Genomic DNA, 25,645 nt, shown 5'->3' with positions numbered 1-25,645 from the left:
GTCCCAGAGCGGCTGGCAGGATGGGGGCGTGGCTTCCCCCGTCAATCCGCCGCGCGGCATGCGCGACTTCCTGCCCGCCGAGAAGGCCCGCCGCGAGCGCGCCCTCGGGACGATCAAGGAGGTCTACGCCCGGCACGGGTTCGACGAGATCGAGACGCCCGTCGTCGAGGACTTCGCCCGGCTGCACTCGGGAATGGGCGGGGACAACGAGAAGCTCGCCTACAGCATCCTCAAGCGCGGCCTGAGCGAGGAGGACCTCGCGGACGCGGCTGAGGCGAGCGACGCCCTGCGCCTCGCCGACCTCGGCCTGCGCTTCGACCTGACCGTTCCCCTCGCCCGCTTCTACGCGTCGCACCGCGGGGAGCTGCCGACCGTGTTCCGGTCCCTCCAGACCGGTCCGGTGTGGCGGGCCGAGCGGCCGCAGAAGGGCCGCTACCGCCAGTTCGTGCAGTGCGACATCGACATCCTCGGCGAGCGGGGCCCGCTGGCCGAGCTCGAGCTCATCAGCGCGACGACCGCCGCCCTGGACGCTCTCGGCCTCAGCGGGACCACAGTCCGGATCAACGACCGCCGCATCCTCACCCGCCTCCTCGCGTCGTGGGGCGTCGAGGAGCACTTCGGCGAGCGTGCCCTCATCACGATCGACAAGCTCGACAAGGTGGGCGTCGACGGAGTCGTCGCGGAGCTCGGCGAGCTCGGCCTGCCGACGGACAGCATCGCGGACTCGCTGCACGCCCTGGGCGCCGCCGGGTGGGACCTCTTCGACGGCCCGGACGGCGCGCCTGCGTGGCTCGACGTGCCGGCCTACGAGCACCTGCTCGCGCTGCGGGCCGCCCTGCCCGAGGTGGAGCTCGTCTTCGACCCCACGCTCGTGCGCGGGATGGGGTACTACACCGGCACGATCTTCGAGATCGCGCACCCCGGCTCGGGCAGCTCGGTGGCCGGCGGCGGCCGCTACGACGGCATGATCGGCCGCTTCCTCGGCGTCGATGTGCCCGCCGTCGGCTTCTCGATCGGTTTCGAGCGGATCCTCGACCTCCTGCCGGTCGACGCCGACGAGGGGCGGGGCGGAGTGGTGCTCGTGCACGATCCCGCGGCCGCCCCAGAGCAGGTGCTCGCGGCGAAGCGCACACTGCTCGAGTCCGCGCCGCGCGTGCGGATGGAGCGCCGTCCCCGCAACCTCAAGGGGATCCTCGGCGCGGCCGCCGCCGCGGGCTACAGCTCGTTCGCGACCCTCGGCGCCGACGGCGTGCTGGGCGAGCAGCGGCCCCTCGACCTGTGACCGGGATCACCGACCTCGCCGAGCTGCTCCGCTCGCTGGAGCCGGTGCGCCGCCCGGATCCCTACGTCCTCGTGTCGCTTCCGCCGGTCCTCGCGGGCCCTGAGCTGCGGGACCTCGCGGAGGCGGCGATCCGCGAGGACGAGGGCGTCTCCCTGGTGCTCCGCCGGCTGGATGCCGACGACCGGGGGATCGCCTACGACTTTGTGGCGGCGTGGGTGACGCTGACCGTGCACTCCTCGCTCGAGGCGGTCGGGATGGCGGCGGCCGTGAGCGCAGCGCTCGCCCAGGTGGGGATCCCGTGCAACCTGCTCGCGGGGTACCACCACGACCACCTCCTCGTCCCGATCGAGCGGGCGGACGATGCGATCGAGGCGCTGCGACGGCTCGCCGACGCGTGAGCACGGCCGCGGACGGGCGTCAGCCCCGGGCGTCGAGCTCCGCGACGAGGCGCCGCGGAGCCGTGTTCCGGTAGGACTCGTCGACGAGCTCCGCCACCTCGGACCAATCGGCGCCGCCGCCCGCGGTGAGGTCGATCCCCATCCAGCCCTTGGGTCCCAGATAGCCCGGCACGAAGCAGCGCGGGTCCTCGAGCAGGGCGAGCCGGGTGTCGACGTCCGGCAGCAGGAGCACGGCCTGCGAGTGGAAGAGCTTCTCGGGCCCCTTCGTGCCGCCGCCGTACACGGCGAAGGCGGTCCTCGTGCGGAACCAGGGGCGCCCGAACGAGATGCCCTCCTCCGCTTCGGGCAGGGCGAGGCAGATCTCCCGCACCCGGGCGAGCAGCGGGTCGTCCTCGTCGAACATCCGCGGGTGCTCCACGCCAGCTCCCTCCGCGCGGGGTGGGCCCGGCGCCCTCACTAGACTGCTGTGTCGGGCGGGCGACCGCCAGCACCGTTCGACAAGAAGGAGCCACCGTGGCCAGCATCGACGCCGTTGGAGCCCGCGAGATCCTCGACTCCCGAGGAAACCCGACCATCGAGGTGGAGGTCCTCCTCGAGGACGGCACCGTCTCGCGCGCCGCCGTTCCGTCGGGCGCGTCCACCGGCGCCTTCGAGGCCTACGAGCTGCGCGACGGCGACAAGGGCCGCTATGGCGGCAAGGGCGTCCTCAAGGCGGTCGACGCGGTCCTCGACGAGATCGGGCCGGCCATCGAGGGCATCGACGCGACCGATCAGCGCCTCATCGACGCGACCATGATCGAGCTCGACGGCACGGACAACAAGCAGCGCCTCGGGGCGAACTCCATCCTCGGCGTCAGCCTCGCGGTCGCGAAGGCCGCAGCGGACTCCTCCGACCTCCCCCTCTTCCGCTACCTCGGCGGCCCGAACGCGCACGTGCTGCCCGTCCCGCAGCTCAACGTGATCAACGGTGGCGCGCACGCGGACACCGGCGTCGACATCCAGGAGTTCTTCCTCGTCCCGCAGGGGGCGGACACCTTCTCGGAGGGTCTCCGCTGGGGCGTCGAGACCTACCACGCACTGAAGAGCGAGCTCAAGGCGCAGGGCCTCGCGACCGGCCTCGGCGACGAGGGCGGCTTCGCTCCCGAGCTGCCGAGCAACCGGCACGCGCTCGACCTCCTCCTCGTGGCCATCGAGAAGGCGGGCTTCACCCCTGGGCGCGACATCGCGCTCGGCCTCGACGTCGCGAGCACCGAGTTCTTCGAGGGCGGCTCCTACCGCTTCGAGGGACGCGAGCTGTCGTCCGCCGAGATGACCGCCTACTTCACCGAGCTCGTCGGCGCCTACCCGCTCGTCACCATCGAGGACCCGCTGGCGGAGGACGACTGGGAGGGCTACGCGGCCCTCACCGCCGAGCTCGGCTCCAAGGTGCAGATCGTCGGCGACGACCTCTTCGTCACGAACCCCACCCGGCTCTCGCGCGGCATCGCCGAGCGCGTCGGCAACTCGATCCTCGTCAAGGTGAACCAGATCGGCACCCTGACCGAGACGCTCGACGCCGTCTCCCTCGCCCACCGCAGCGGCTACTCCGCGATCCTGTCCCACCGCTCCGGCGAGACCGAGGACACGACGATCGCCCACCTGGCCGTCGCGACGAACGCCGGGCAGATCAAGACCGGTGCGCCTGCCCGGAGCGAGCGGGTCGCCAAATACAATGAGCTGCTGAGGATCGAGGAGGAGCTCGACGCCCAGGCGGTCTACGCCGGGCGGTCCGCGTTCCCCCGCTACACCGACTGACGCCTGCCGAGGAAGGAGACCGGTGCCCCAGCGCACGCGAGTCGTCCCGGTCGCACTGCCCGAGGAGACCACGACCCAGTCGTGGCTCCGGGGCATCCGGCTGTCCGGCTTCGGCGTGCTCGTGCTCGCCCTCGTCGTCCTCTCGATCGTGGTGCTCGCGCCCGGGCTCCGCGTGCTGATCGAGCAGCGGCAGGAGATCGCGGACCTGCAGGCGAGCATCGCGGCGCAGAAGGACACGGTGCAGGACCTGCAGGAGCAGCGCGCGCGGTGGAGCGACCCGGCGTACATCAAGGCGCAGGCCCGCGACCGGCTCTTCTACGTGATGCCGGGGGAGTACCCCTACCTGATCATCGACGACGCGGGAGCGGGCGCCGCCGGGGATCCGCAGCCGGCCAGCACCGGTCTCGAGGAGACCCACGTCGACTGGGCCGCCTCCCTCCTGTCCTCGTACTTCGCGGCGGGCCTCAGCGACGCGCCCGTCGACGGCCGATGACCACACCGCCCTTCGCTCCGCCCACCTCCGAGGACATCAGCCGGGTGTCGGAGCAGCTCGGCCGGCCCGCGCGCGACGTGCTGGGCATCGCCGCGCGCACCGCATCCGGAGAGCCCACCGTGGTCGCGACCGCGCCGCGCCTCTCCGACGGCACGCCGTTCCCGACCTTGTACTACCTCAGCCACCCCGGCGCGACGGCCGCGATCTCGCAGCTCGAGGCGGACGGCGTCATGCGCGAGCTCAACGACCTGCTCGAGCAGGACGAGGACCTGCGCGCCCGCTACCGCGCCGCGCACGAGGCGTACCTGGCGGACCGCGAGAGCATCGCGGTTGTGCCCGAGCTCGCCGGCGTCAGCGCAGGCGGCATGCCCACCCGCGTCAAGTGCCTGCACGCGCTGGCCGCGCACTCCCTTGCCGCCGGTCCCGGGGTCAACCCGATCGGGGACATCGCGCTCGAGCGCGCGTCGTGGAGCCCGGACGCCTGACGGCTCGGTCACCGGACCGTGCGGAAGAAGGCCCTGAGGTCCTCGACGAGCAGGTCCGGCGCCTCGATCGCCGCGAAGTGCCCTCCGTGCTCGTGCTCGCTCCAGTAGCGGAGGTCGGTGAAACGTGCCTCCGCCTGGCGGCGTGAGGGGCGGGGCACCTCGCGCCCGAACACCGAGGCGCCCGCCGGCACGCGCACGGGCTCGTCCGGCGGCTCGCTGATCCAGCGCCCGACAGTGGCGATGCTCTCCCAATACAGCCGCGCGGCGGAGGCACCCGTGCCCGTGAACCAGTACAGGCTCACGGTGTCGAGCAGCTCGTCCCGGGACAGCACCGCACCGAGGTCGCCCGCGTGGTCCGTCCACGCCCAGTACTTCTCGGCGATCCAGGCGCAGAGCCCGACCGGCGAGTCGACCAGGGAGTAGCCGATGGTCTGCGGGCGCGTCCCCTGGATCGCCGAGTAGCCGCCCCCGTCCTCGGCGCGCTCGCGCCGCTCCTCCTGCGCCGCCCGCTCCGACGGGGTCTGCGCGGCGCCCGGAAGCGGCCCGGCGAGGGGAGGGATCAGGTGGATGCCGACCGCGGCGGGATCCTGGACGCCCAGGAGCGTGCTGACGCTGGTGCCCCAGTCGCTGCCCGCCGCTCCGTAGCGGTCGTAGCCGAGCGTCGCCATGAGCTCCGAGAAGGCCCGGGCTATCCGCTCGACGCCCCAGCCGGACGTGCGCGGCTTGTCACTGAAGCCGTATCCGGGCAGGGAGGGGATCACGACGGAGAATGCGTCGTCCGGGGATCCGCCATGCCGCACGGGATCAGTGAGGGCGTCGACGAGCGGCAGGAACTCGAGGACGGATCCCGGCCAGCCGTGCGCGAGTAGCAGGGGAAGCGCTCCCGGGTGCGGGGACGGCGCGTGCACCACGTGCAGGCGCAGCCCTTCCACGCGCACGCGCAGCTGCGGAACGCTGTTGAGACGACGGGGGACCCGTTCCATGTCGTACTCGGTGCGCCAGTACTCGCACAGGGAGCGCAGCCAGCGGAGCGGGACCCCCTGCGACCAGTCCTCCACGGTCTCCTCGTCGGCCCACCGAGCGCGGGCGAGGCGGTTCCGCAGGTCGACGACGGCGTCTTCGGAGATCCTGGCCGTGAACGGGTCCACGGCGCCGGCGGGCTTGTCCATTCCGACAGTGTGGACCGGGCGCGGTGCGCGTGTCAGCGCGCAACAGGCGTCAAGATGAACAGGTGCGGGGACGGGCGATTCTCACCGGGGTGACCGCCCTCGCCCTCGTCGCTGCAGGTGCGGCGCCCGCGCACGCCGACACGGTGCGGGACCTCGAGTACTGGCTCGACGACTACGGCATCACGGACGCCTGGGACGTCACGCGCGGGGCGGGCGTCACCGTCGCGGTCATCGACTCCGGGGTCGCCGACATCCCCGAGCTGGCGGGCGCCGTCGTCGGGGGAACCGACGAGTCCGGCGAGGGCAGTGCCGACGGCCGCACGCCGGTCGGCGAGGGCGAGGAGCACGGCACCCTGGTCGGCACGATGGTGGCCGGTCGCGGCACTGCGGCGGGGCAGGGGATGGTCGGGGTCGCGCCCGAGGCGAACCTGCTCTCCGTCTCGGTCGCGTTCGGCTCCGGCGACCAGGACGTCGAGGACCAGATCGCCCGCGCCGTGCGCTGGTCGGTGGACAACGGCGCGGACGTCATCAACATGTCGCTGACGACGAACACGCTCGATTGGCCGGCCAGCTGGGACGACGCCTTCCTCTACGCCTTCGAGCACGACGTCGTCGTGGTCGCGGCGGCGGGCAACCGCGGCTCCGGCACCGTCGAGGTGGGTGCGCCCGCGACCATCCCGGGCGTGGTCGCGGTGGCCGGGCTCGACCGGGACGGCGACGCGAGCTTCGACGCCTCCAGCCAGGGCATCACCATCGCCGTGGCGGCACCGAGCGAGGAGCTCGTCGGCATCACCCCCGAGGGGACGCCCGTCTACTGGTCGGGGACGAGCGGGGCCGCGCCGCTCGTCGCCGGCGTCGTCGCGCTCATCCGCTCCGCGCATCCCGAGCTCGATGCGAACGACGTCATCAACCGTCTCATCCGCACGGCGACCCCCGCGACGCCCCCGTTCCGGGACCCATCTACGGGTACGGACTCGTGGACGCGGCGGCCGCCGTGACCGCCGACGTGCCCCACGTGGACGCCAATCCGCTCGCGGTGCCGTACGACCTCAAGCGGTGGATCGAGCTCTACCGGCCTGCCACCACACCGGCCCCCACGACCACTGCCGACGCGGAACCGGTGGCTCCGGCGCCCCGCCGGCCGGTCGATCCTCTCAGCCTGCTGCCGGTCTGGCTGCGCCAGGCGCTGCCCCGCACCTCGCTCCTCACCGACGCGATCCTGCCGCTCGGGCTCTACCTGGGGTTCGGCCTGCTGCTCGCCGCGGCCGTCACCGGCACGGTGCGGGCGGCAAGGCGCACCGACCGCAGGTAGTAGCCTGGTTGCGATCGTTTCAGGTGGCGAACGACCCAGGAGAGAGCAGACCGGTGCCCAGAATCCTCATCGTCGGCGGCGGCTACGCCGGCTTCTACACAGCGTGGAAGCTCGAGAAGCAGCTCCGCCGGGGCGAGGCGGAGATCGTCGTCGTCGATCCTCTGCCGTACCTCACCTATCAGCCGTTCCTGCCCGAGGTGGTCGGCGGCAACGTGGAGCCGCGGCACGCGATCGTCTCGCAGCGCCGGCACCTCAAGCGCAGCACGGTGATCACCGCGCGCGTGACCCAGATCAACCACGCCGCCCGCACCGCGACCATCACGCCCGAGGTCGGCGACCCGTGGGACATCACCTACGACATCATCGTCGTGACCGCCGGCTCGGTCAGCCGCACCTTCCCGATCCCGGGCGTCGCCGATGAGGCGATCGGCCTCAAGGCGATCGAGGAGGCCGTGGAGATCCGCGACCGGATCATGACCAACTTCGACAAGGCCGCGACGATGCCTCCCGGACCGGAGCGCGATCGCCTGCTCACGTTCATCGTCGTCGGCGGCGGCTTCGCGGGCATCGAGGTCTTCGCCGAGATGCGCTCGCTCGCGAGCGCGCTGCTGAAGTTCTACCCGCAGCTCACGTTCGAGGACACGCACTTCCACCTCATCGAGGCCATGGGCCGCATCATGCCCGAGGTGTCGCTCCAGACGAGCCACAAGGTGCTCAAGAACCTGGCCGAGCGCGGCGCCTACGTGCACCTCGACACCCAGCTGCAGTCCGCGGTCGGCGGCGTCTGCCAGCTCTCGACCGGCGAGTCGCTCGAGTCGGACGTCATCGTCTGGACGGCGGGCGTCATGGCCTCGCCGATGCTCAAGAACACCGATCTCCCCGTCGAGCAGCGCGGTCGCCTCCAGGTGCGCGCCGACCTCCGCGTCGAGGGCCCCGACGGCATCGTCGAGGGCGCGTGGGGCGCCGGCGACGTCTCCGCCGTCCCGGACCTCACCGGCGGCGGCGTCGGCGGATTCTGCGTGCCGAACGCCCAGCACGCCGTCCGCCAGGGCAAGCAGCTCGCGAAGAACATCGCAGCGGTGCTCCGCGGCGAGCAGCCGCAGGACTACCGGCACGAGAACCTCGGCGCCGTCGCGGGTCTCGGCCCCGGCCACGGCGCGTTCCAGTCCGGCAAGATCGGCATCACCGGGCCGATCGCCTGGCTGATGCACCGCGGCTACCACGGGCTCGCGATCCCGACGTGGGAGCGCAAGATCCGCGTCATCGCGAACTGGGTGCTCTCCTTCGTGCTCGGCCGCGACATCGCCCCGATCGAGAACCTGGACCAGCCACGCGAGTTCTTCGAGCGCTTCGCCTCGCGGCCGAAGCCGGCTGCCCAGGAATCGGCGGCCGCGACCGACACCAAGAAGGACAAGCTGCCCGGTGGCGAGGGCCTCTCGGCGCCCGTCTATGCGAGCCCCAGCCAGGGGAAGTAGTTCCGCCCCCGTAGCCCAACCGGCAGAGGCAGGCGACTTAAAATCGCCCCAGTGTGGGTTCGAACCCCACCGGGGGTACGAAGAAGGCGACCGTCCGCAGGGCGGTCGCCTTCTTCGTGTGTGCGCGCCACCGGCTGGATTGAGGAGCCCGCGAAGCGGGCGTCTCGAAATCAGCAGCGTTTCGCACGGGTTCGGGCCGAATCAGCGGGCCTGATTTCGAGACGCGGGCTTCGCCCGCTCCTCAATCATCGGTAGATCGTGCGCGATCCCAGGGAGCGGCGGGACCCCCGCTGATTGAGGAGCCCGCGAAGCGGGTGTCTCGAAATCAGCAGCGGGACGCACGGGTTCGGGCCGAATCAGCGGGCCTGATTTCGAGACGCGGGCTTCGCCCGCTCCTCAATCATCGGTGGATAGTGCTCGATCCCAGGTAGCGGTGGGACACCCGCTGATTGAGGAGCCCGCGAAGCGGGCGTCTCGAAATCAGCAGCGGGACGCCGAGGCTCAGGTGCTGGATCCGCCCTTTCGACCGCGGCACGAGCGATGCTGAGGCTTTCTCCGCGCGGCCTGGGAGTCCGGTGTGACCTCGGGGTGGCGTCGCTATAGTTGCCGCATGGAATTCCTGATCCCGATTCTCATCGTGGTCGCCCTTCTCCTCATCGTCGGCATCTACCTCTGGGCCACGTACAACTCGCTGGTCAGCCTCGGCGTGCGCGTGGACGAGGCCTGGAGCGACATCACCGTCCAGCTCAAACGGCGAGCCGACCTCATCCCGAACCTCATCGAGTCGGTGAAGGGATACGCCACCCACGAGCGCACCGTCTTCGAGGACGTCACACGCGCGCGCGCCGAGACCCTGAGCGCAGGCAGCCCTGCCGAGGCCTCCGCAGCCGAGAACCACATGCAGGCCGCTCTGAAGAGCATCTTCGCCGTCGCGGAGGCGTACCCCCAGCTGCAGGCCAGCCAGAACTTCCTGCAGCTGCAGAGCGAGCTCGTGGACACCGAGGACAAGATCCAGGCGTCCCGCCGCTTCTACAACGGCGGCGTCCGGGAGCTGAACACCAAGATCCGCATCTTCCCGAACAACCTGTTCGCCCGCTCGCTCGGCTTCACGAGCCGCGAGTTCTTCGAGGTCACGGAGCCCGCAGCGATCGCCGAGCCGCCGCGGGTGCAGTTCTGACCACCCGCGGCGCGCGCGGCCGGTAGCCGAGCGTGTACCGGGCGATCGCGCGGAACAAGCGCAACACGGTCTTCATCCTCCTGTTCTTCCTGGTCCTGATCGGGGGCCTGGGGCTCCTCGCGAACTACGCCTACGGGCGGCCGGGCGACTACACGATCGCGGTCCTCGTCCTCGCCGGGGCGATCCTCTACGCGGTGATGCAGTACTTCCTCGCCGGCCGCCAGGCCGTCGCGATGGCGGGCGCCGTGCCGATCCAGAAGTCGGACAACCCGCGGCTGTGGCGCATCGTCGAGAACCTCTCGATCACCACCGGGACGCCGATGCCGAAGGTGTACATCGTCCCGGACCCCGCGCCCAACGCATTCGCCACCGGCCGCGACCCGGAGCACGCCATCGTGGCGGCGACGACCGGCATCCTCGACCTGCTGGATGACGCGGAGCTCGAGGGCGTCATGGCGCACGAGATGGGGCACGTCCGGAACTACGACATCCGGGTCTCGCTCGTGGTCTACGGGCTCGTCGTCGCGGTGGGGATCCTCTCCGACATCCTGCTGCGCATCGCGTTCTTCGGGGGACGGGGCCGGGGCAACAACGGCAACCCTGTCGTGCTGGTGTTCGGCCTGGTCGCGCTCATCGTGGCGCCGATCGTCGCGACCCTGGTGCAGCTCGCGATCTCCCGGCAGCGGGAGTACCTCGCCGACGCGCCGGGGGCGCTGACGACCCGTCACCCGGATGCGCTCGCCAGCGCCCTCGAGAAGCTGGAGGCCTACGGCCGGCCGCTCCGCCGGCAGAACTCCTCGATGGCGCACCTGTGGATCGCGGACCCGCTCAAGCCGGGCGCCCTCGAGCGCCTCTTCAGCACCCACCCGCCGATCGCGGAGCGCGTCGCCCGGCTGGAGCGGATGGGCGGCAGCTTCTAGCCGCGCAGGACTATCCGCATCGTTTCGGACGATCCGCATCGGTCTGCCGTTGCGGTTTGTCCAAAACGATGCGGTCAGCCCGAGGGATGCGGTCAGGCGACGCTCTCGCCGCGCGCCAGCGCGGAGGACAGGGCCGGGGAGAGCGTGCCGCGCGGCTCGACGGCGACGGAGTCGAGCCCCTGCCAGGCGGCCGCATCGTGCAGGAGCGCCGCGATCCGCTCGACGTGTGCCTCAGCCCGGCCCTCCTCGGACCACGCGGCCTGCACCCTCAGCACTCCCGCCTGGCGATCGCTCTTCAGGTCGAGCCGGCCCACCAGCTCGTCGTCGACCAGGACGGGGAGAACGTAGTAGCCGAAGCGGCGCTGGGGAGCGGGCGTGTAGATCTCGATGCGGTAGTGGAAGCCGAAGAGTCGCTCCGTGCGGCTGCGCTCCCACACGACGGGGTCGAACGGCGACAGCAGTGCCGCGCTGTCCACCCGCCGTGGGACCCGGGCGTCGCGGTGCCGCCAGGCGCGAAGCGGCCGGCCGTCCCGCTTCCATCCCTCGACCGTCACCGGAACGAGCTCGCCCTCGTCCTCGAGGTCGCGCAGGGCCGCGCCCACCTCGGGGCCGACGAGCCGGTAGTAGTCGGCGAGGTCCCGGGCCGTGCCGACGCCATGGGCGCGCGCGGCACGACGGAGGAGCTCCCGGTACGCCTCCGCCTTCGGCACCTCCGCGTCCAGCACGGAGCGCGGCAGCACCTGCTCGGCGAGGGCGTACCGGCGCTCGAACCGGGATCGCCCGGCGGTCACGACCTCGCCCCACCAGAAGAGGTACTCGAGCCCCTCCTTCACATCCGACCAGCCCCACCAGGGACCACGGCGCACGTTGGCGTCGTGCTCGATCTCGCTGGCCGCCAGCGGGCCCTTCTCGGCGAGCTCCGCCCGCAGCCAGTCGAGCATCGCCCCGTTGGCCTGGACCCAGGGCTTGGTCGCGTGCTTCTCGCGGTACGCGTCCATGCGCCAGCGGAACAGGGACCATGCCTCGACGGGAATGAAGCAGGCGACGTGGGCCAGATACTCGATGTACGGGCCGCGCGAAGCGAACAGCAGCCGATCGAGGAGCGCGCGGTCATAGGCGCCGAGCCGGGCGAAGACGGGCAGGTAGTGGCTGCGCTCGAAGACGTTGACGGAGTCGATCTGGAGCAGCCCCAGCCGGGCGACGAGGGAGTTGAGCTGACGGGTGCCGACCGCGTCGGGCTTCGGCCGGCCGATGCCCTGTGCCGCGAGGGCGACGCGACGGGCCTGGGCGGCACTCAACGACTCGACCACGCGTCGACCCTAGCGGCGGCCGCCGACACCGCCGCACGCCTGGGGGCGCCGCGCAAGCCCGTCCTGGGGCGTGACGCCGTCAATAGACTGGGCCGATGGCACTCGGACGCAAGCGCGGCTCCTCCGGCGAGGAGTCGGCCCCCTGGTCGACGGACCGTCGACCACTCTCTCGGGCTCGACCGCCGGGACTCCCATGGAGGAGCAGAAGCAGGTCGCCCAGGCGCTCAAGCCCGAAGGCCACCTCGTGGCCGGCGAGCTCGCGGACCGCTCCGACTCGGTGACCCCGGGGATGCGCATCGCCGCCGCGTGGTCCTGGCGGGCGATCGTCGTGGCCGCGGCGTTCGCGATCGTCGTCTTCGTCGTGATCCAGTTGAGCGAGATCGTGATCCCGCTCCTCATCGCCGTGCTCATCGCGTCCCTGCTCGTGCCGCTCGTGCACTTTCTGACCCGGCACCACTGGCCCAGGTGGCTCGCGATCCTCGTCGCCGAGGTGGGCACCCTGCTGGCCCTCGCCGCCCTCATCTACCTCGTCGTGACGCAGGTCATCCGGGGCTTCGACGACCTGCGCAAGCAGAGCGTGCAGTCCTACGACCAGTTCAAGGACTTCCTCGCGAACTCCCCGTTCCAGGTGAGCGAGGCGCAGTTCAACGACCTCATCAACCAGGGCGTGCAGAGCCTGCAGCAGGACAGCGGAGTGCTCGTCTCCGGCGCGCTCTCGGTCGGCCTCACACTCACGCACGTCCTCACCGGGTTCCTGCTCGTGCTCTTCAGCACGCTGTTCCTCCTCATCGACGGCAAGGGCGTCTGGCACTGGGTGGTCCGGCTGTTCCCGAAGAAGGCGCGTCCCGCCGTCGACGGGGCCGGGCGGGCGGGCTGGCACACGGTCGGCGCGTTCGTCCGCGTGCAGATCCTGGTCGCCTTCATCGACGCGGTCGGCATCGGGATCGTCGCCCTCATCCTGCAGATCCCGCTGGCGATCCCGATCGCCGTGCTCGTCTTCCTCGGCTCGTTCGTGCCCGTCGTCGGTGCTTTCGTCACCGGCTTCCTGGCCGTCTTCATCGCCCTCGTCTACAACGGGCCGGTGCCCGCGATCATCATGCTGGCCGGCGTCCTGCTCGTGCAGCAGCTCGAGGGCCACGTGCTGCAGCCGCTCATCATGGGCAACGCGGTCAAGGTCCACCCGCTGGCGGTCGTCCTCGCCGTCATCGGCGGCGGCGTGCTCGGCGGTCTCCCCGGCACCTTCTTCGCTGTGCCCTTCGTCGCCACCCTCAATGTCATGGTGAAATACATCGCCCAGGGAACCTGGCGCGTGAACCCCAAACCAGAACTCGAGGACGTCGTACCCGATGCTTGATCCTTCCCCCGCTGCGCCCGCATTCGCGGGTCCGGGGTTGGCCGACTTCGAGCGCGCCCGCGCCGTCGTGGCCACCGTCGCCGAGCGCACGCCCATGCAGGACTCCCGCTACCTCGGGGGAGTCCTCGGCAGTCCCGTGCACCTCAAGTGCGAGAACCTGCAGCGCACCGGCTCCTACAAGATCCGCGGCGCTTACTACCGCCTGTCCCGCCTCACCGAGGAGGAGCGCCGGCGCGGCGTGGTCGCCGCGTCGGCCGGCAACCACGCGCAGGGCGTCGCGCTCGCCGCCCGTGAGCTCGGCATCCGGGCGACCATCTTCATGCCGATCGGCGTCCCGCTGCCCAAGCTGCAGGCGACGCGCTCGTACGGTGCCGAGGTGATCCTGCAGGGTCACACGGTCGAGGAGCCGCTGCGCGCCGCCGCCGAGTACGCGCTGAAGACAGGCGCGGTCCTCATCCCGCCGTTCGACCACCCCGACGTCATCACCGGCCAGGGCACCCTCGGGCTCGAGATCCTCGACGAGGTGCCGGATGTCGACACCCTGATCGTGCCGATCGGCGGCGGCGGCCTCGTCGCTGGCATCGCGAGCGCCATCAAGCAGAAGACGGCGGGACGCGAGCGGCCGATCCGGGTGATCGGCGTCCAGGCCGAGAATGCCGCGCCCTACCCCCAGTCGATCGAGCGGGGCGAGCCGATCGCGATCGAGATCGCCCCCACGATCGCCGACGGCATCGCCGTGGCGCGCCCGGGTGTGCTCAACTTCGAGATCATCCGCGACATGGTGGACCAGGTCGTCACGGTCAGCGACGACGAGACCGCCCAGGCGATGGTCGTGCTGCTCGAGCGCGCGAAGCTCGTCGTCGAGCCGGCCGGCGCAGTCGGCGTGGCCGCGATCCTCAGCGGACGCCTCGGCGCGGACCTCGGAACGACGGTGGTCGTGCTCTCCGGCGGCAACATCGACCCGCTGATGATGGAGCGCGTCATCAGCCGCGGTCTCGCTGCGGGCGACCGCTACCTCAGCCTCCGGATCGGCCTGCCGGATCGGCCGGGACAGCTCGCGATCATCTCGCGGCTCATCGCGGACGCCAACGCCAACGTGGTCGAGGTGCTGCACACGCGCCACGGCCGCGGCCTGCAGATCAGCGAGGTCGAGATCGAGGTCAGCGTCGAGACCCGGGGCCGTGACCACGCGGCCCTCGTCATCGAGACGCTGCGCGCCGCGGGCTACGACCCGCGCACTCCCGGCTCCTAGCGCCGCGCGCGCCCGCGACGCCGAACGCGCCCCGTCTCCGGGGCGCGCTCGGCGTTCTGGACCGCGTTCGGCGGCAGCGGTCAGCCGGCGGTGACGGCCTTCGGCGCCGAGCCGCCCGCCTTGAGCGCGGCGAGGCGCGCCTCGACCTCGGTCATCTCGCCGATGTCCTCGAGGTTCTCGAACTGGGCGTCGAGGCTCGACGCGGCGAGCTCCTCCTGGCCGCGGACGCGCGCCTCCTCGCGGCGGATCTTCTCCTCGAAGCGGCTCACCTCGCTCGTCGGGTCCATGATGTCGATCGACTTGATCGCGTCCTGCACCGTCGACTGCGCCTCGACCGTCTTGCTGCGCGCGACGAGCTCGTTGCGCTTGGCGGTCAGCTCGCCGAGCTTCTCGCGCATCTTCTGCAGGCCGGTCTTCAGCCGCTCGACCACCTCGGTCTGCGACGCGATGCTCGGCTCGGCGCTCTTCGCCTCGCCCTCCGACTGCATCTGGCGCGTGAGCGCGACGCGCGCGAGCGCATCGAACTTGTCCGCGCCCGCGGTGTCGCCGGACGACCGGAGCTCATCCGCCTTCGAGCTCGCGGCCAGCGCCTTGCGGCCCCACTCCTGCGCGTTCTCGACGTCCTCGCGGTGGTCGTCCTCGAGCAGCCGCAGGTTTCCGATCGTCTGCGCGATCGCGCTCTCGGCCTCCTGGATGCTGCCCGTGTAGTCGCGCACCAGCTGGTCGAGCATGAGCTGCGGGTCCTCCGCCTGGTCGATCAGCGCATTGATGTTGGCCTTCGCCAGCTGCGCGATGCGTCCGAAGATGGTCTGCTTCGCCATCGGTTCCTCTTTCTCTCGGTTGTTTCGACTTTCGTCGTTCGATACGTCGCTAGAAGCGCCCGCCGCCGCTGCGGCGTCCCCCGGACGAGCCCCCGAATCCACGGGAGCCGCCAAACCCCCCGCCCCCGGAGCGGAACCCGCCACCGCGGGACCCCCGCCGAAGCCGCCCCCGAAACCGCCGCCGAAGCCTCCGCCGCGCGAACCCCGCCGTAGTAGCCGCCGCTCCGGCCTCCGCCGCCCAGCATGCTGCCGATGATGCCGCCGAGGATCGCGCTCGTCATGTCGCCGCCCCCTCCGCCGCGGCCCACGACGACCGGCGTGCCGCCGCCGCCCATGCCCATGAAGTCGCTCACGTCCGACTGAGCGGCGGTCAGTGCGCTCGCGGCGAGCGACGCGGCCGACTGCGCCGAGGCCAGCGCGCCCTCGGGATCGCCCGCCGCCGACGCCTGGGCCTCCGCGTAGCGCCGCTCCGCCTCCGCGAGCCGCGTGCGCGCCTCGGCACCCACGCCTCCCCGGCGGGTCGTGATGAAGTCGCGGGCGGCCGCGATCTGGCTCGCCGCCGTGGACAGCGCACGGTCGAGGGAGGCCTGGGCGCGCTGGATGCGCTGCGCCCTCTCGCGGGCCGGCGCCAGGGCCTGGTCGATGCGCTGCTCGATGGTCGTGAGCGCTGTGAGCGCCGCGACGGGATTCCGGGGCGCCGGGCCCGCCGCCAGAGCCCGCTGCGCCTCGCCGACGATGCCGTCGAGCTCGGGAGAGGCCGTCGCCCGCGCCTGCGCCGTCATCCGCTGCGCCTCGTCGACGTCCTCCTGCAGCGCCTGGGCGGCCGCAGTCAGCTTGCCGGTGGCGGCGTCGAGGTCCGAGCCGGCCCGATCCACGGCGTCCAGCAGCTGGGCCGCCTGCCCGAGCGACTGCTGGGCGTTCCGCACCGCCACGGCCGCTGGCCCGGCCTTGCCCGCCCGGATGCTCTCCGCGGCCTTCGAGCCCTCGTTCGCCGCGAACTCGAGGAGCTTCTGCGCCTGCGCGGGGTTGTCCGCCACGCTTGCGACCGCCGACTCGTCGAACCGGGCGCGCAGCGCTGCGAGCGTGCTCTGCGCAGCGGGAATCCGCGCCCCGAGTCGCTCCGCGTCCGAGGTCATCGCCGAGAGGGCCTGAGGCGCGTTCTTGCCGAGCTCGCGCAGTTGCTCGAAGGCCTCCGCCTGGGTGTCGAGCTCCGCGTCCGCCTGCTCGCACAGGGTGATGATCTGGGTCGCCAGCTGGCGCTGCTCCTCCGGCGTCTCCGGCTCCGCGTCGTCCAGGCGCTGCTTGATGCGGAACGCCTCGCGCACCTTGCCCGTGGCCGACTCGAGGGTGGCGTGGAAGGGCGCGGTCTGCTCTGCGCCGAACTCGGCCTCGGCGAAGCCGAGCTCCTGCTCGCTCGTCTTCAGCGCATCGTCGAGCTGCACCAGCAGGGCGCCGGCCTTGAGATCGAGCTGCTTCTGATCGAGCTCCTCCGTCCGTCGCACAGCTGCCTTGCGGCGTGCGGCGCGCACCCGGACGAGGACCACGATGAGCGCGAGGAGCACGAACAGCGCGCCGAAGATGACCAGGGTCGGCACGATGCTGAACGAGCCGCTGCCGGCTCCGCCGCCTCCGCCGCTGGACGTGCCCGAGATGGCGTCGGCGAGGCCCTGCGCGGCGCCGGTCGCTCCGCCCGCCCAGTCGTCCTGGCCGAGCGCCGGGACGATGTCCTCACGCTCGATCGCATCCTGCTGATCGGCGGTGATGAGGACTCGGCGACCGAGAAGCGGTACTGGCGGTCCTCGACGGCGACGACGAGGAGCGCGTTGTTGCTCCCCAGGCCGTTGGCCGTCGCCACCTGGTCCGTCCAGGCGCCGATGTCGCTCGGATCGGTGGGGGAGTCGATGTACGCGACCAGCAGGGTGACGCCCGAGCTCTGCTGCAGGTCGTCGAGCGAGGACTGGACCCGCGACTCGTCGCTCGCGCTGAGCACCCCCGCCTGGTCGACGACGTCGGATCCGCCGAAGTCGACGGGCGCGACCGCGAACGCTGGGGCCGCGGTGCCCACGAGAAGCGCCGTCGCCATGCCGGTCAGGAGGATCCGCGCCCATCCCGGCGCGCGCCTCACCATGTTCGGTGCCACGTCTCCACAGTATCGAGCGGGTCTGACCGCCCGCATCAGGTTGCGGCAGTCTCCCGGCTCATGCGACGCGCGCTGCGGGTCACTGACCCGAGTAGGCCTCGACCGCGAGGACCTTGACCTCGATGGAGCGACCGTTCGGCGCCGCGTAGGTCGTGCTCTCACCCACGGCCAGGCCGAGGATGGCGCGGCCGAGCGGGCTCTGCTCGCTGTAGACGTCCAGGTCGCTGTCGCCGGCGATCTCGCGGTTGCCGACGAGGAACGTGGCCTCGTCGCCCGCGATGGTCGCGGTGACGACGGAGCCGAGGCCGACGGAGCCGTTGCTGGTCGGGGCCTGGCCCACCTCGGCAGTGCGCAGCAGCTGCGTGAGCTGGCGGATGCGCGCCTCGATCTTGCCCTGCTCCTCCTTGGCGGCGTGGTAGCCGCCGTTCTCCTTGAGGTCGCCCTCCTCGCGGGCCTGCTCGATCTTCTTCGCGATGTCGAGGCGAGCCGGGCCGGACAGCTGCTCGAGCTCCGCGGAGAGCCGGTCGAAGGCGTCCTGGGTCAGCCAGGTGACGGGTGGTTGCTGGGACATGGGTACTCCTGGGCTACGAGAGGGGGCCCGCGGGACGGATGGCGGAGCCGCTCAGGCCTCCACGGGTGCACGCGCACCCGTGTGAAAAGGCGAACCCCTACGCTACGGGAGCCAGCACTTGGAGATCAAGCCCGTGTTCGCGCGGCTCACGGTGCGGATCGTCTCGGTCAGGGAGCGGACCCGCTCCTCGGAGGCGGGGACGTCGACGACCTTCCAGCCGACCACCTCGAAGTGATCGTCGAGCGCCTGGACCGCGCAGCGCACGGGCGTTCCGGGATCCACGTTGAGGGAGAACCGGACGGCCACCTGGTCGTCGCCGACGATGTCGTAGCCCGTGTCGGTCGCGTCGATCGTGGGGGCGCTGCCGTCGAGCCCGGCCCAGACGACCCAGGCGGTGAAGACCACCACGAACGCGAGCGCCGCCGCGACGGCCAGCCATCTCCGCCGCCGCCGCGTCGCGGGCGTGCGCCCGTACCTGCTGTCGAGCGTGCCGCCATCGCCCGCCGGGGCCGGATGCGCAGACGGGGCCGCCGACGGTGTCGCCGATCGTGTCACGTCGCTCCCTGTCCCGCGGATTAGTCTGGAATCCACGCTACAAGGCCCGGCTGAACGCAGGGCCGAAAGGACCGATCGCCCTGAGCATCGCCGAGGCCTTCCTGCCGCTCGTCAGCACTCCGACGCCGAGCCCGTCCCCGGCGCTCGACGAGAACCTCGTCACTCCCGGGCCCGAGGGCTTCGTCATCTTCTTCTTCGTCGCGGTGATCACGATCCTGCTGATCCTCGACATGGTGCGCCGCGTGCGCCGGGTCCGGTACCGCGCGGAGGTGCGCGAGGAGATCGAGCGCGAGCAGGGCGGGACCCCGCCCTCCGCCTGAGCGCGTCGCGCTCCCGCTCAGCCGTACGCGGGCGAGAGGGCGATGAGCAGCGTCGCCGCCCAGTGGCACAGGAACGCGAGCACCGTGCAGGCGTGGAAGATCTCGTGGAAGCCGAAGTGCCCGGGGACGGGGTTCGGCCGCTTGAACCCGTAGACGAGGGCTCCCGCGGTGTAGAGCAGGCCCCCCACGAGGACGAGCAGCATCATGGCGGCGTTCGCCGCGAACAGGTCGCCGAAGAACACGACGGCCGCCCAGCCCAGGCCGATGTAGATCGGCACGTAGAGCCACCGCGGCGCACTGATCCAGAAGACCCGGAAGCCGATGCCGAGCACGGCGCCCGCCCACACCGCGGCGAGCAGGACGACGCCCTTCTCCGGCGGCAGCGCGAGCAGGGACAGCGGGGTGTAGGTGCCCGCGATGAGCAGGAAGATGTTCGCGTGGTCGATGCGCTTCAGCAGCCGCTTCGTCCGCGGCTTCCAGTCGAATCGGTGGTAGAGCGCCGAGTTGCCGAAGAGCAGCAGCGAGGACGCCATGAACACCGCGCTCGCCGTCTTCGCAACGCCGCCGTGCGCCAGGGTCAGGAGGACGATGCCGAGGATGATCGCGAGGGGGAAGGTGCCCGCGTGGATCCAGCCGCGCCAGGTGGGCCGGGTCTCGGCCGGCTGCTCCAGCTCGTCCTCGAGGAGCGGGATGTTCGGGATCGAGGCCCCGTCCTCGCGGTCCGCCCGCGCAGCCGACTCCTCGTCGGCCGCCGCCTGGTCCACCTCGTCGCCGCGCGCGCCGACCTGACCGCCCTGCTCCTCCACCGCTCCAGCGTAACCACCGGACGGAGCCGTGGGCGGGGTCGCCGGTCCCCGTCGGAGGACGTCGAGGACTAACGTGGGACGGGTGCTCCGACGGCAGAAGACCTCGCCGCGCAACCCCATCTACGCGCTCTACCAGCGCCGCATCCGCCGGTCCCTCGACGCGCAGAACCTCCCGCGGCACCTCGCGATGATCCTGGACGGCAACCGCCGTTGGGCCCGTCAGCTCGGGCTCGACAGTGCCGCCCACGGGCACCGCGCGGGCGCCGAGAAGTTCCGCGAGTTCCTCGTCTGGAGCGACGACGTCGGCATCGACGTCGTGACCCTCTACCTGCTCTCCACCGACAACCTCCGCGCTCGGGACAGCGAGGAGCTCAGCGCCCTGATCGAGATCATCGGGCAGCTCGCCGAGGACCTCTCGCACTTCCGGGACTGGCGCGTGAAGCACGTGGGCACGACCGCCGGACTGCCCGACGAGCTCGTCCGCACGCTCGAGGAGGCGGAGCGCCGCGGTGAGGGGAAGACCGGCCTGCACATCAACCTGGCCGTCGGCTACGGCGGGCGCACCGAGATCGCGCACGCGATGCGCAGCATCGTCGCGAGTCACCATCTCCAGGGCGGCACCATCGAGGACCTCGCCGAGATCCTCACTCCAGAGCTGATCGCCGAGCACCTCTACACGGGCGGGCAGCCGGACCCCGACCTTGTCATCCGCACCTCCGGCGAGCAGCGCCTCTCCGACTTCATGCTCTGGCAGAGCGCGCACAGCGAGCTGTACTTCGTCGAGGCGCTCGGTCCCGACCTGCGGGAGGTCGACTTCCTCCGCGCCCTGCGCGCCTACGGGCAGCGGCACCGCCGCTTCGGGAGCTGATCCGCTCCGCCCTATGCTGGCGAGCGACATGACTGCGCTCGAGAGCTATCAGGCCGGCTTCCTGGAGGAGCCCGGCTTCCTGAACTACGGCTCCTACGGACCGCTCTCCGCCGCCGTCGTCGCGGAGATCGACTGGCAGCGGGAACTGCTCTCCCGGTCGCGGTTCGGCGCGACGGACGCCATCGCCGAGCAGGAGGGCCGGGCTCGGGCCGCGCTGGCGACCGCGCTCGGGTTCCGGACCGACCAGGTCGTGCTCCAGCCGAACACGAGCACGGCCATCATGCAGGCCGTCTTCGGGATCACCGGGGAGTGCTGCTCTCCCGGGCCGAGTTCCCGAGCCTGCCCTTCGCCGCGGTGCGCGCCGAGCAGTCGCTGAGCGTGACGGCCCCGCTCTGGCTGGAGACCGATCACGGGCGCGTGACGCCCGGGCAGATCCGCGACCAGCTGACCTCGACCACCGTCGCCGTGGCGGTCAGCCTCGTCGACGCGCGCACCGGCTACGTCGCGGACATCGAGGGCATCCGGCAGGTCATCGGCGACCGGCTGCTCCTCGTCGACGCGATCCAGGGCTTCGGCGTGGTGGACGCGCCGCTCGAACTCGCCGATATCGTCGCGGGCGGCGGGCAGAAATGGCTGCGCGCCGGCTGGGGCACCGGCTACCTGGCGCTCAGCGACCGGGCGGTGGATCGGCTGACCCCGGTCTTCTCCGGCTACGTCGGAACGGCGGACGAGGACCTCATCCCCTGGGACGAGGTGCCGCCACCCGTGCGCGGCGCCGCCGCGTTCCGGGTCAGCGCGGCCGACCCGCTCGCCGCCGCCCGGCTGGCCGCGGGGCTCGAGGACCTGCAGGACGTCGGTGTGCCCGCGGTGGCCGAGGCGGTCGCCGATCGCGCGTCGCAGCTGATCGACCTGGCCGACGAGTTCGCGCTCCCCGTGATCTCCTCACGGGACGAGCGCGAGCGGGCCGGACTCGTCGTCGTGGAGCCCGAGCCCGACCACCTCACCCTGCTCACGGCGTCCCTCTTCAACCACGGGGTCGCCGCCACGGTCCGGCAGGGCCTCGTCCGCTTCGGGGTGCACGCAGGCACCACCGATGAGACGCTCAGCATGCTCCGAGCCGCGCTGATCAGCTACTCCTCGGCCCAGCGCATCCGCTGAGGCGGCGTTAATCCGGTCGTAACGTGCGGGTGGCGTGTCGCTCGCGGCGTCGTCGGAGGGGATGCGTAGCGTTCACCGCATCAGGTACGGCACCTGATCGAAACGGCCACATAAGTACGTTTCGCAACGTCCCACCGTGGCCGCCTCGCTGATTCGAGTGCAGGATTCCGCACTCGAGGTGGGAGTTGTTGTGGCATCAGCCGCCCGTTCCAAGTCCGCGACGAACGCATCGACGACGCAGGAGGGGCAGGCCGCCACGGCCGAACGCACCTACGTCCTCGATACGTCGGTCCTGCTGTCGGACCCGAAGGCGATCTTCCGATTCGCCGAGCACGCCGTCGTCCTTCCCGTCATCGTCGTCAGTGAGCTGGAGTCGAAGCGCAACGATCCTGAGATCGGCTACTTCGCGCGCCAGGCGCTGCGGAACCTGGACGATCTCCGCCTCCAGCACGAGCGGCTCGACTTCCCGATCTCGATCGGCGACGAGGGCGGCAGCCTCCGCGTCGAGCTCAACCACTCCAACATGGCGGTGCTGCCGTCGGGGCTGCAGCTTGGTGACAACGACTCGCGCATCCTCGCGGTCGCGATGAACCTGCAGAACGACGGGCTCGAGGTCGTCGTGGTCTCGAAGGACCTCCCGATGCGCGTCAAGGCGGCCTCGATCGGCCTCGCCGCGGAGGAGTACCGGGCCGAGCTCGCGCACGACCCCAGCTACACCGGGCTCGCCGAGGTCGCGCTCAGCGGGTCGGAGATGGCCGACCTCTACGAGTCGGAGCGCATGCGCACCTCGACGGTGGAGGGGCTCCCCATCAACACGGGGCTCGTGGTGTCCTCGGAGCGCGGGTCCGCCCTCGCCCGCGTGACGGGCGCCCGGGAGCTGCGGCTGGTGCGCGGTGACAGGGAGGTGTTCGGCCTGCACGGGCGGAGCGCGGAGCAGCGGCTCGCGATCGACATGCTCCTCGACCCGACCATCGGCATCGTCTCGCTCGGCGGCCGCGCGGGCACCGGCAAGTCGGCCCTCGCTCTCTGCGCCGGCCTCGAGGCCGTGCTCGAGAAGCAGCAGCACCGGAAGATCATGGTGTTCCGCCCGCTGTACGCCGTCGGCGGCCAGGAGCTCGGCTTCCTCCCGGGAGACCAGGGCGAGAAGATGTCGCCATGGGGCCAGGCGGTCTTCGACACGCTCGGCGCCCTGGTGTCGCCCAACGTCCTCGAGGAGATCGTGGCCCGGGGCATCCTCGAGGTGCTCCCGCTCACCCACATCCGCGGCCGCTCCCTGCACGACGCGTTCGTGATCGTGGACGAGGCGCAGTCGCTCGAGCGCAACGTGCTGCTCACGGTGCTCAGCCGGGTGGGCCAGAACTCTCGGGTGGTGCTGACCCACGACGTGGCGCAGCGCGACAACCTCCGGGTGGGCCGTCACGACGGCGTCGCGAGTGTCATCGAGACGCTGAAGGGCCACCCGCTGTTCGGGCACATCACCCTCACGCGGTCCGAGCGCAGCGCGATCGCCGCTCTCGTCACCGAGATGCTGGAGTCGAACGAGCTCGCCTGAGCCCTTCCGCCCGCCGAGATGCCATCTGGGGCTCCTCCTCCGAGAGGTCGGAGGACACCAGGTGGCATCTCGCGGCTGTGGACAGACGCGGACGGGGGACGGGCGGTCTCCCTAGGGTGACCGCATGGCGCAGCGGAGCGCTCTTCCCGTCCCGACCGCCGTGCGGCAGCGCCCCAGAGTGCCCTGGCAGCCCCGGATGCTCGCCTGGCAGCTGCCGGCCGCGCTCGCCCTCGCCGCGGCGGCGGTCGGCTTCCTCGGTGCGGACCCGCTCCTCCTCGCCGTGCTCGCGCTCGCCGCGGCGACGCCCGAGCTGGTCCGGATCGACCTGGCCGAGCACCGGCTGCCCGACGTCCTGACGCTCCCCGGCTACCCGGTGGCCGTCGCCGCCGTGCTGCTCAGCGCCGCGGCCGGCCGCGCCTCGCTCCTCTCGGCCGCGCTTGTGGGCGGAGGAGCGCTCGTGCTGCTCCTGCTCCTCGCGGTGGCGGGCGGCATGGGGCTCGGCGACGTCAAGCTCGCAGGCGTCCTCGGCCTCCTGCTCGGCGCGCGCGGGTTTGAGCCCTCCATCGCCGCGCTGCTCGTGGCGTTCCTCGCCGGGGGCATCGCCGCCGTGCCCGCACTCCTGCGGGACGGGGTCGGAGCCCGGCTGCCCTTCGGCCCGTTCCTGCTTGCCGGGTTCTGGGTCGGCCTCGCCGTCCCCGCGTGACGCCGGACGGTGCGGGGTCAGCCGAAGGTGAACGAGTACGCGTGCGCGCCGGGCGCGGCGAACTCGATCTCGAAGGTGCTCTCCGTGATCGGCCCCTGCTGGCGGATCAGCTGGTAGAGCCGCTGCTCGGTCACGGTGCCCCTGCCGCTCTCGTCGACGTCGCCTCCGCCGTTCCGCCCCGGGGGCTGCCCGTCGAGGAGCACCCGGAAGGGCACCGCCATGCCGCGGGCCGAGGGGCCGAGGATCATGTGCACATCGCGGGCCGAGAACGCGTAGGCGATCCGGCCCCCGGCTCCTCTCCGACGACGCTGTCGTTCTCGACGGTCCACGTGCCGGAGAGCGACCAGTGGTTGAGGCGCAGCCGGGCGGGCGCATCGTAGGACCGGGAGATGCCGCGGTAGGCGCCGCCGGGCGACGAGAAGCGCTCGCCGCGGTCGTCGCCGAGGTAGGTCTCGGGCGACCGGAGATTCCCCCAGTCGGCGGGCGCCTCCAGTCCCCGCCCCCGCACGTCGACCGGGGCCGTTTCGAAGCCGGTGACTCCGCCGTCCTCCAGCAGCCGCTGGATCACGCGCTCGGCCTCGGCATACCCGCCCTCGCCGAACTGGTGGTGCCGGACCCGCCCGGTCTGGTCCACGATGTACAGCGCCGGCCAGTAGTGGTTCGCGAACGCATTCCAGATGGTGTAGCCGCTGTCCACGGCCACGGGGTAGCCGACGTCGAGCTCGCCGATCGCCCGGCGGACGTTGTCGAGCTCGCCCTCGAAGTCGTACTCGGGCGTGTGCACGCCGACGACGACTACTCCGTAGTCCGCGTACTTCTCCGCCCACGCCCGTACGTAGGGCAGGGTCCGCAGCCAGTTGATGCACGTGTACGTCCAGAAGTCGACGAGCACCACCTTTCCGCGCAGATCCTCCGCGGTCAGGGGCGGCGAGTTGAACCAGGTGACGGCCCCGTCGAGGGCAGGCATGCGGAATTCCCGGGGAAGCACGTCCAGCATGCGGGAAAGCCTCCCGTGCCGGAGCGTCCGTCGCACCGGCCGAAAGGCCCCTGCGGTCGTGCCGGGGGAAGGGGCTTGCACCCGTGTCCGGGCGGGGTCATCCTGAGGCGGGGCAGCGAAGGAGCGGTCGTGGAGCAGCAGGACATCGCCGGCGACATGGCTCGTGCCCGCGAATACCTCAGGACCCTTCCGGCGATGGCCCGTTTCCACGACACGCCCGCCCGGGCGACGATGGACCACGACCTCGTCGTGCGGGTCGCCGGACCGGACGGCCTGCCGGACGGCATGCTCGCGGGCCTCGGCCCCGGCGCCTCGGTGCCGTCGCCGGGGTGGTACTTCCGCGCGTCGCTCGCCGCGAGCGTCGCGATGTTCATCACCATGCGTGCCGCGGAGAAGCACCTCATCCTCGACGGGCTCGTGGTCACCGTGGACGCCGAGTCGGACGACCGGGGCGCGCTCGGCATGGAGGAGGGCATCCCGTCGGGGCCGCTCGAGATGCGGGTGACGGTGCACTACGACGGGTCGGACGGCGACGAGTCGGCCGCCCGCGCCGTCATCGAGTGGGCGCTCGAGCACTGCACCGTCTACGACGCGATCATCCGGTCCGTGCCGGTCGAGCTGTCGATCGAACGGGGAGTGCCGGAGGCGGCCCCGGCCGCGGAGTCCAGCCCGGTGCAGGCAGCGAGCTCGCACTCGGGCTGACGCGCGGCCGGGCTTCTGTCCCGGTGTTCGG

Annotated in this window: 27 protein-coding genes, 1 tRNA gene and 1 pseudogene; 20 read left to right on the top strand and 9 right to left on the bottom strand. The window is 71.7% G+C overall.

Translation table 11 applies throughout. The features are described 5' to 3' along the window. Positions 1-28: 28 nt before the first annotated feature. Together hisS and QUE51_RS02920 are read left to right on the top strand one after the other, a co-directional pair. Entirely contained in the window at positions 29-1,282 is a 1,254-nt protein-coding gene (hisS, locus tag QUE51_RS02925) for a histidine--tRNA ligase (RefSeq protein ID WP_286278117.1), read from the top strand. Further along, positions 1,279-1,680, top strand: coding sequence for an ACT domain-containing protein (locus QUE51_RS02920; RefSeq protein WP_286278116.1), 402 nt, complete (start codon positions 1,279-1,281; stop codon positions 1,678-1,680). Before hisS ends, QUE51_RS02920 begins: the two co-directional genes overlap by 4 nt. A 19-nt stretch (positions 1,681-1,699) precedes the next feature. Here QUE51_RS02920 and QUE51_RS02915 read toward each other — a convergent pair whose 3' ends face one another. Then, entirely contained in the window at positions 1,700-2,098 is a 399-nt protein-coding gene (locus QUE51_RS02915) for an MmcQ/YjbR family DNA-binding protein (protein WP_286278115.1), read from the bottom strand. A gap of 95 nt (positions 2,099-2,193) precedes the next feature. On the opposite strand from QUE51_RS02915, the gene eno reads away from it, so the two are divergent. The 3 genes from eno to QUE51_RS02900 are packed head-to-tail and all read left to right on the top strand — an operon-like array spanning position 2,194 to position 4,452. Continuing rightward, positions 2,194-3,474: a phosphopyruvate hydratase gene (gene eno, locus QUE51_RS02910; protein ID WP_286278114.1), complete on the top strand. Its 1,281-nt coding sequence runs from the start codon at positions 2,194-2,196 to the stop codon at positions 3,472-3,474. A gap of 22 nt (positions 3,475-3,496) precedes the next feature. After that, positions 3,497-3,967, top strand: a complete 471-nt coding sequence (locus tag QUE51_RS02905; protein WP_286278113.1) for a septum formation initiator family protein — start codon at positions 3,497-3,499, stop codon at positions 3,965-3,967. After that, positions 3,964-4,452 (top strand): DUF501 domain-containing protein, encoded by a 489-nt coding sequence (locus QUE51_RS02900; protein WP_286278112.1) that lies wholly within the window; start codon positions 3,964-3,966, stop codon positions 4,450-4,452. The genes QUE51_RS02905 and QUE51_RS02900 overlap by 4 nt, the downstream gene beginning before the upstream one ends. An 8-nt stretch (positions 4,453-4,460) precedes the next feature. On the opposite strand, the gene QUE51_RS02895 is transcribed toward QUE51_RS02900, so the two are convergent. Beyond that, positions 4,461-5,621 carry an epoxide hydrolase family protein gene (locus QUE51_RS02895; RefSeq protein WP_286278111.1) on the bottom strand — a complete coding sequence of 387 codons (1,161 nt, stop codon included), beginning with the start codon at positions 5,619-5,621 and terminating at the stop codon, positions 4,461-4,463. 89 nt (positions 5,622-5,710) lie between these two features. Between QUE51_RS02895 and QUE51_RS02890 the strand changes: the two genes are divergently transcribed. The 6 genes from QUE51_RS02890 (at position 5,711) to QUE51_RS02870 (ending at position 10,505) form a co-directional block, all read left to right on the top strand. Further along, entirely contained in the window at positions 5,711-6,619 is a 909-nt protein-coding gene (locus QUE51_RS02890) for a S8 family peptidase (RefSeq protein ID WP_350226709.1), read from the top strand. Beyond that, positions 6,616-6,933 carry a hypothetical protein gene (locus tag QUE51_RS17755; protein ID WP_350226708.1) on the top strand — a complete coding sequence of 106 codons (318 nt, stop codon included), beginning with the start codon at positions 6,616-6,618 and terminating at the stop codon, positions 6,931-6,933. The genes QUE51_RS02890 and QUE51_RS17755 overlap by 4 nt, the downstream gene beginning before the upstream one ends. Positions 6,934-6,986: 53 nt before the next feature. Continuing rightward, entirely contained in the window at positions 6,987-8,408 is a 1,422-nt protein-coding gene (locus tag QUE51_RS02885) for an NAD(P)/FAD-dependent oxidoreductase (protein WP_286278110.1), read from the top strand. A 4-nt stretch (positions 8,409-8,412) separates the two neighbouring features. After that, positions 8,413-8,486 (top strand) — tRNA-Leu (locus tag QUE51_RS02880). Between the two features lie 532 nt (positions 8,487-9,018). Next, positions 9,019-9,585 carry a LemA family protein gene (locus tag QUE51_RS02875; protein ID WP_286278109.1) on the top strand — a complete coding sequence of 189 codons (567 nt, stop codon included), beginning with the start codon at positions 9,019-9,021 and terminating at the stop codon, positions 9,583-9,585. A gap of 32 nt (positions 9,586-9,617) precedes the next feature. Then, the gene (locus QUE51_RS02870) at positions 9,618-10,505 is read left to right on the top strand and encodes a M48 family metalloprotease (protein WP_286278108.1); all 888 of its coding nucleotides are present in this window, start codon (positions 9,618-9,620) and stop codon (positions 10,503-10,505) included. 92 nt (positions 10,506-10,597) lie between these two features. Here the strand turns inward: QUE51_RS02870 and QUE51_RS02865 are convergent, their stop codons facing one another. Further along, positions 10,598-11,815, bottom strand: coding sequence for a winged helix-turn-helix domain-containing protein (locus QUE51_RS02865; RefSeq protein ID WP_286278107.1), 1,218 nt, complete (start codon positions 11,813-11,815; stop codon positions 10,598-10,600). A gap of 193 nt (positions 11,816-12,008) precedes the next feature. Here QUE51_RS02865 and QUE51_RS02860 point away from each other — a divergent pair, with 193 nt between their 5' ends. Both QUE51_RS02860 and ilvA read left to right on the top strand, forming a co-directional pair. Further along, entirely contained in the window at positions 12,009-13,169 is a 1,161-nt protein-coding gene (locus QUE51_RS02860) for an AI-2E family transporter (RefSeq protein ID WP_286278106.1), read from the top strand. Then, positions 13,162-14,421, top strand: a complete 1,260-nt coding sequence (gene ilvA, locus QUE51_RS02855) for a threonine ammonia-lyase (protein ID WP_286278105.1) — start codon at positions 13,162-13,164, stop codon at positions 14,419-14,421. Before QUE51_RS02860 ends, ilvA begins: the two co-directional genes overlap by 8 nt. Before the next feature lie 80 nt (positions 14,422-14,501). On the opposite strand, the gene QUE51_RS02850 is transcribed toward ilvA, so the two are convergent. The 4 genes from QUE51_RS02850 to QUE51_RS02835 all read right to left on the bottom strand — a co-directional run bounded on the left by QUE51_RS02850 (position 14,502) and on the right by QUE51_RS02835 (position 18,508). Next, positions 14,502-15,242: a PspA/IM30 family protein gene (locus QUE51_RS02850; protein ID WP_286278104.1), complete on the bottom strand. Its 741-nt coding sequence runs from the start codon at positions 15,240-15,242 to the stop codon at positions 14,502-14,504. A gap of 1,420 nt (positions 15,243-16,662) precedes the next feature. Beyond that, positions 16,663-17,382, bottom strand: a complete 720-nt coding sequence (locus tag QUE51_RS02845) for a TPM domain-containing protein (protein WP_286278103.1) — start codon at positions 17,380-17,382, stop codon at positions 16,663-16,665. 79 nt (positions 17,383-17,461) lie between these two features. Then, positions 17,462-17,953 (bottom strand): transcription elongation factor GreA, encoded by a 492-nt coding sequence (gene greA / locus QUE51_RS02840; protein ID WP_286278102.1) that lies wholly within the window; start codon positions 17,951-17,953, stop codon positions 17,462-17,464. A 102-nt stretch (positions 17,954-18,055) separates the two neighbouring features. Further along, positions 18,056-18,508 carry a DUF4307 domain-containing protein gene (locus QUE51_RS02835; RefSeq protein WP_286278101.1) on the bottom strand — a complete coding sequence of 151 codons (453 nt, stop codon included), beginning with the start codon at positions 18,506-18,508 and terminating at the stop codon, positions 18,056-18,058. Between QUE51_RS02835 and QUE51_RS02830 the strand changes: the two genes are divergently transcribed. Next, complete coding sequence (locus QUE51_RS02830; protein WP_286278100.1) at positions 18,502-18,828, top strand: hypothetical protein; 327 nt, start codon at positions 18,502-18,504, stop codon at positions 18,826-18,828. The genes QUE51_RS02835 and QUE51_RS02830 overlap by 7 nt on opposite strands. Before the next feature lie 17 nt (positions 18,829-18,845). Here QUE51_RS02830 and trhA read toward each other — a convergent pair whose 3' ends face one another. Then, entirely contained in the window at positions 18,846-19,592 is a 747-nt protein-coding gene (trhA, locus tag QUE51_RS02825) for a PAQR family membrane homeostasis protein TrhA (RefSeq protein ID WP_434017258.1), read from the bottom strand. A gap of 124 nt (positions 19,593-19,716) precedes the next feature. Between trhA and QUE51_RS02820 the strand changes: the two genes are divergently transcribed. The 5 genes from QUE51_RS02820 (at position 19,717) to QUE51_RS02800 (ending at position 23,915) form a co-directional block, all read left to right on the top strand. Next, the gene (locus tag QUE51_RS02820; RefSeq protein ID WP_286279234.1) at positions 19,717-20,502 is read left to right on the top strand and encodes an isoprenyl transferase; all 786 of its coding nucleotides are present in this window, start codon (positions 19,717-19,719) and stop codon (positions 20,500-20,502) included. A gap of 28 nt (positions 20,503-20,530) precedes the next feature. Then, complete coding sequence (locus tag QUE51_RS02815; protein ID WP_286278099.1) at positions 20,531-20,878, top strand: hypothetical protein; 348 nt, start codon at positions 20,531-20,533, stop codon at positions 20,876-20,878. Then, positions 20,812-21,660, top strand: a complete 849-nt coding sequence (locus tag QUE51_RS02810; RefSeq protein ID WP_286278098.1) for an aminotransferase class V-fold PLP-dependent enzyme — start codon at positions 20,812-20,814, stop codon at positions 21,658-21,660. The genes QUE51_RS02815 and QUE51_RS02810 overlap by 67 nt, the downstream gene beginning before the upstream one ends. A 190-nt stretch (positions 21,661-21,850) precedes the next feature. Then, positions 21,851-23,212, top strand: a complete 1,362-nt coding sequence (phoH2, locus tag QUE51_RS02805; protein WP_286278097.1) for an RNA 5'-3' helicase PhoH2 — start codon at positions 21,851-21,853, stop codon at positions 23,210-23,212. A 124-nt stretch (positions 23,213-23,336) separates the two neighbouring features. Continuing rightward, on the top strand, positions 23,337-23,915 hold the full coding sequence (locus QUE51_RS02800; RefSeq protein WP_286278096.1) for a prepilin peptidase: 579 nt from the start codon (positions 23,337-23,339) through the stop codon (positions 23,913-23,915). Between the two features lie 17 nt (positions 23,916-23,932). On the opposite strand, the pseudogene QUE51_RS02795 reads toward QUE51_RS02800, so the two are convergent. Beyond that, positions 23,933-24,882, bottom strand: a pseudogene (locus QUE51_RS02795) (thioredoxin family protein). Between the two features lie 159 nt (positions 24,883-25,041). Here QUE51_RS02795 and QUE51_RS02790 point away from each other — a divergent pair. Continuing rightward, positions 25,042-25,614: an OsmC family protein gene (locus tag QUE51_RS02790; protein WP_286278095.1), complete on the top strand. Its 573-nt coding sequence runs from the start codon at positions 25,042-25,044 to the stop codon at positions 25,612-25,614. Positions 25,615-25,645 lie beyond the last annotated feature (31 nt).

The sequence above is a fragment of the Naasia aerilata genome (genome assembly GCF_030296595.1).
Lineage (GTDB): Bacteria > Actinomycetota > Actinomycetes > Actinomycetales > Microbacteriaceae > Naasia > Naasia aerilata.
The sequence above is the reverse complement of the archived record's forward strand: the minus strand, read 5'-3'. Positions and strand labels throughout refer to the sequence as shown.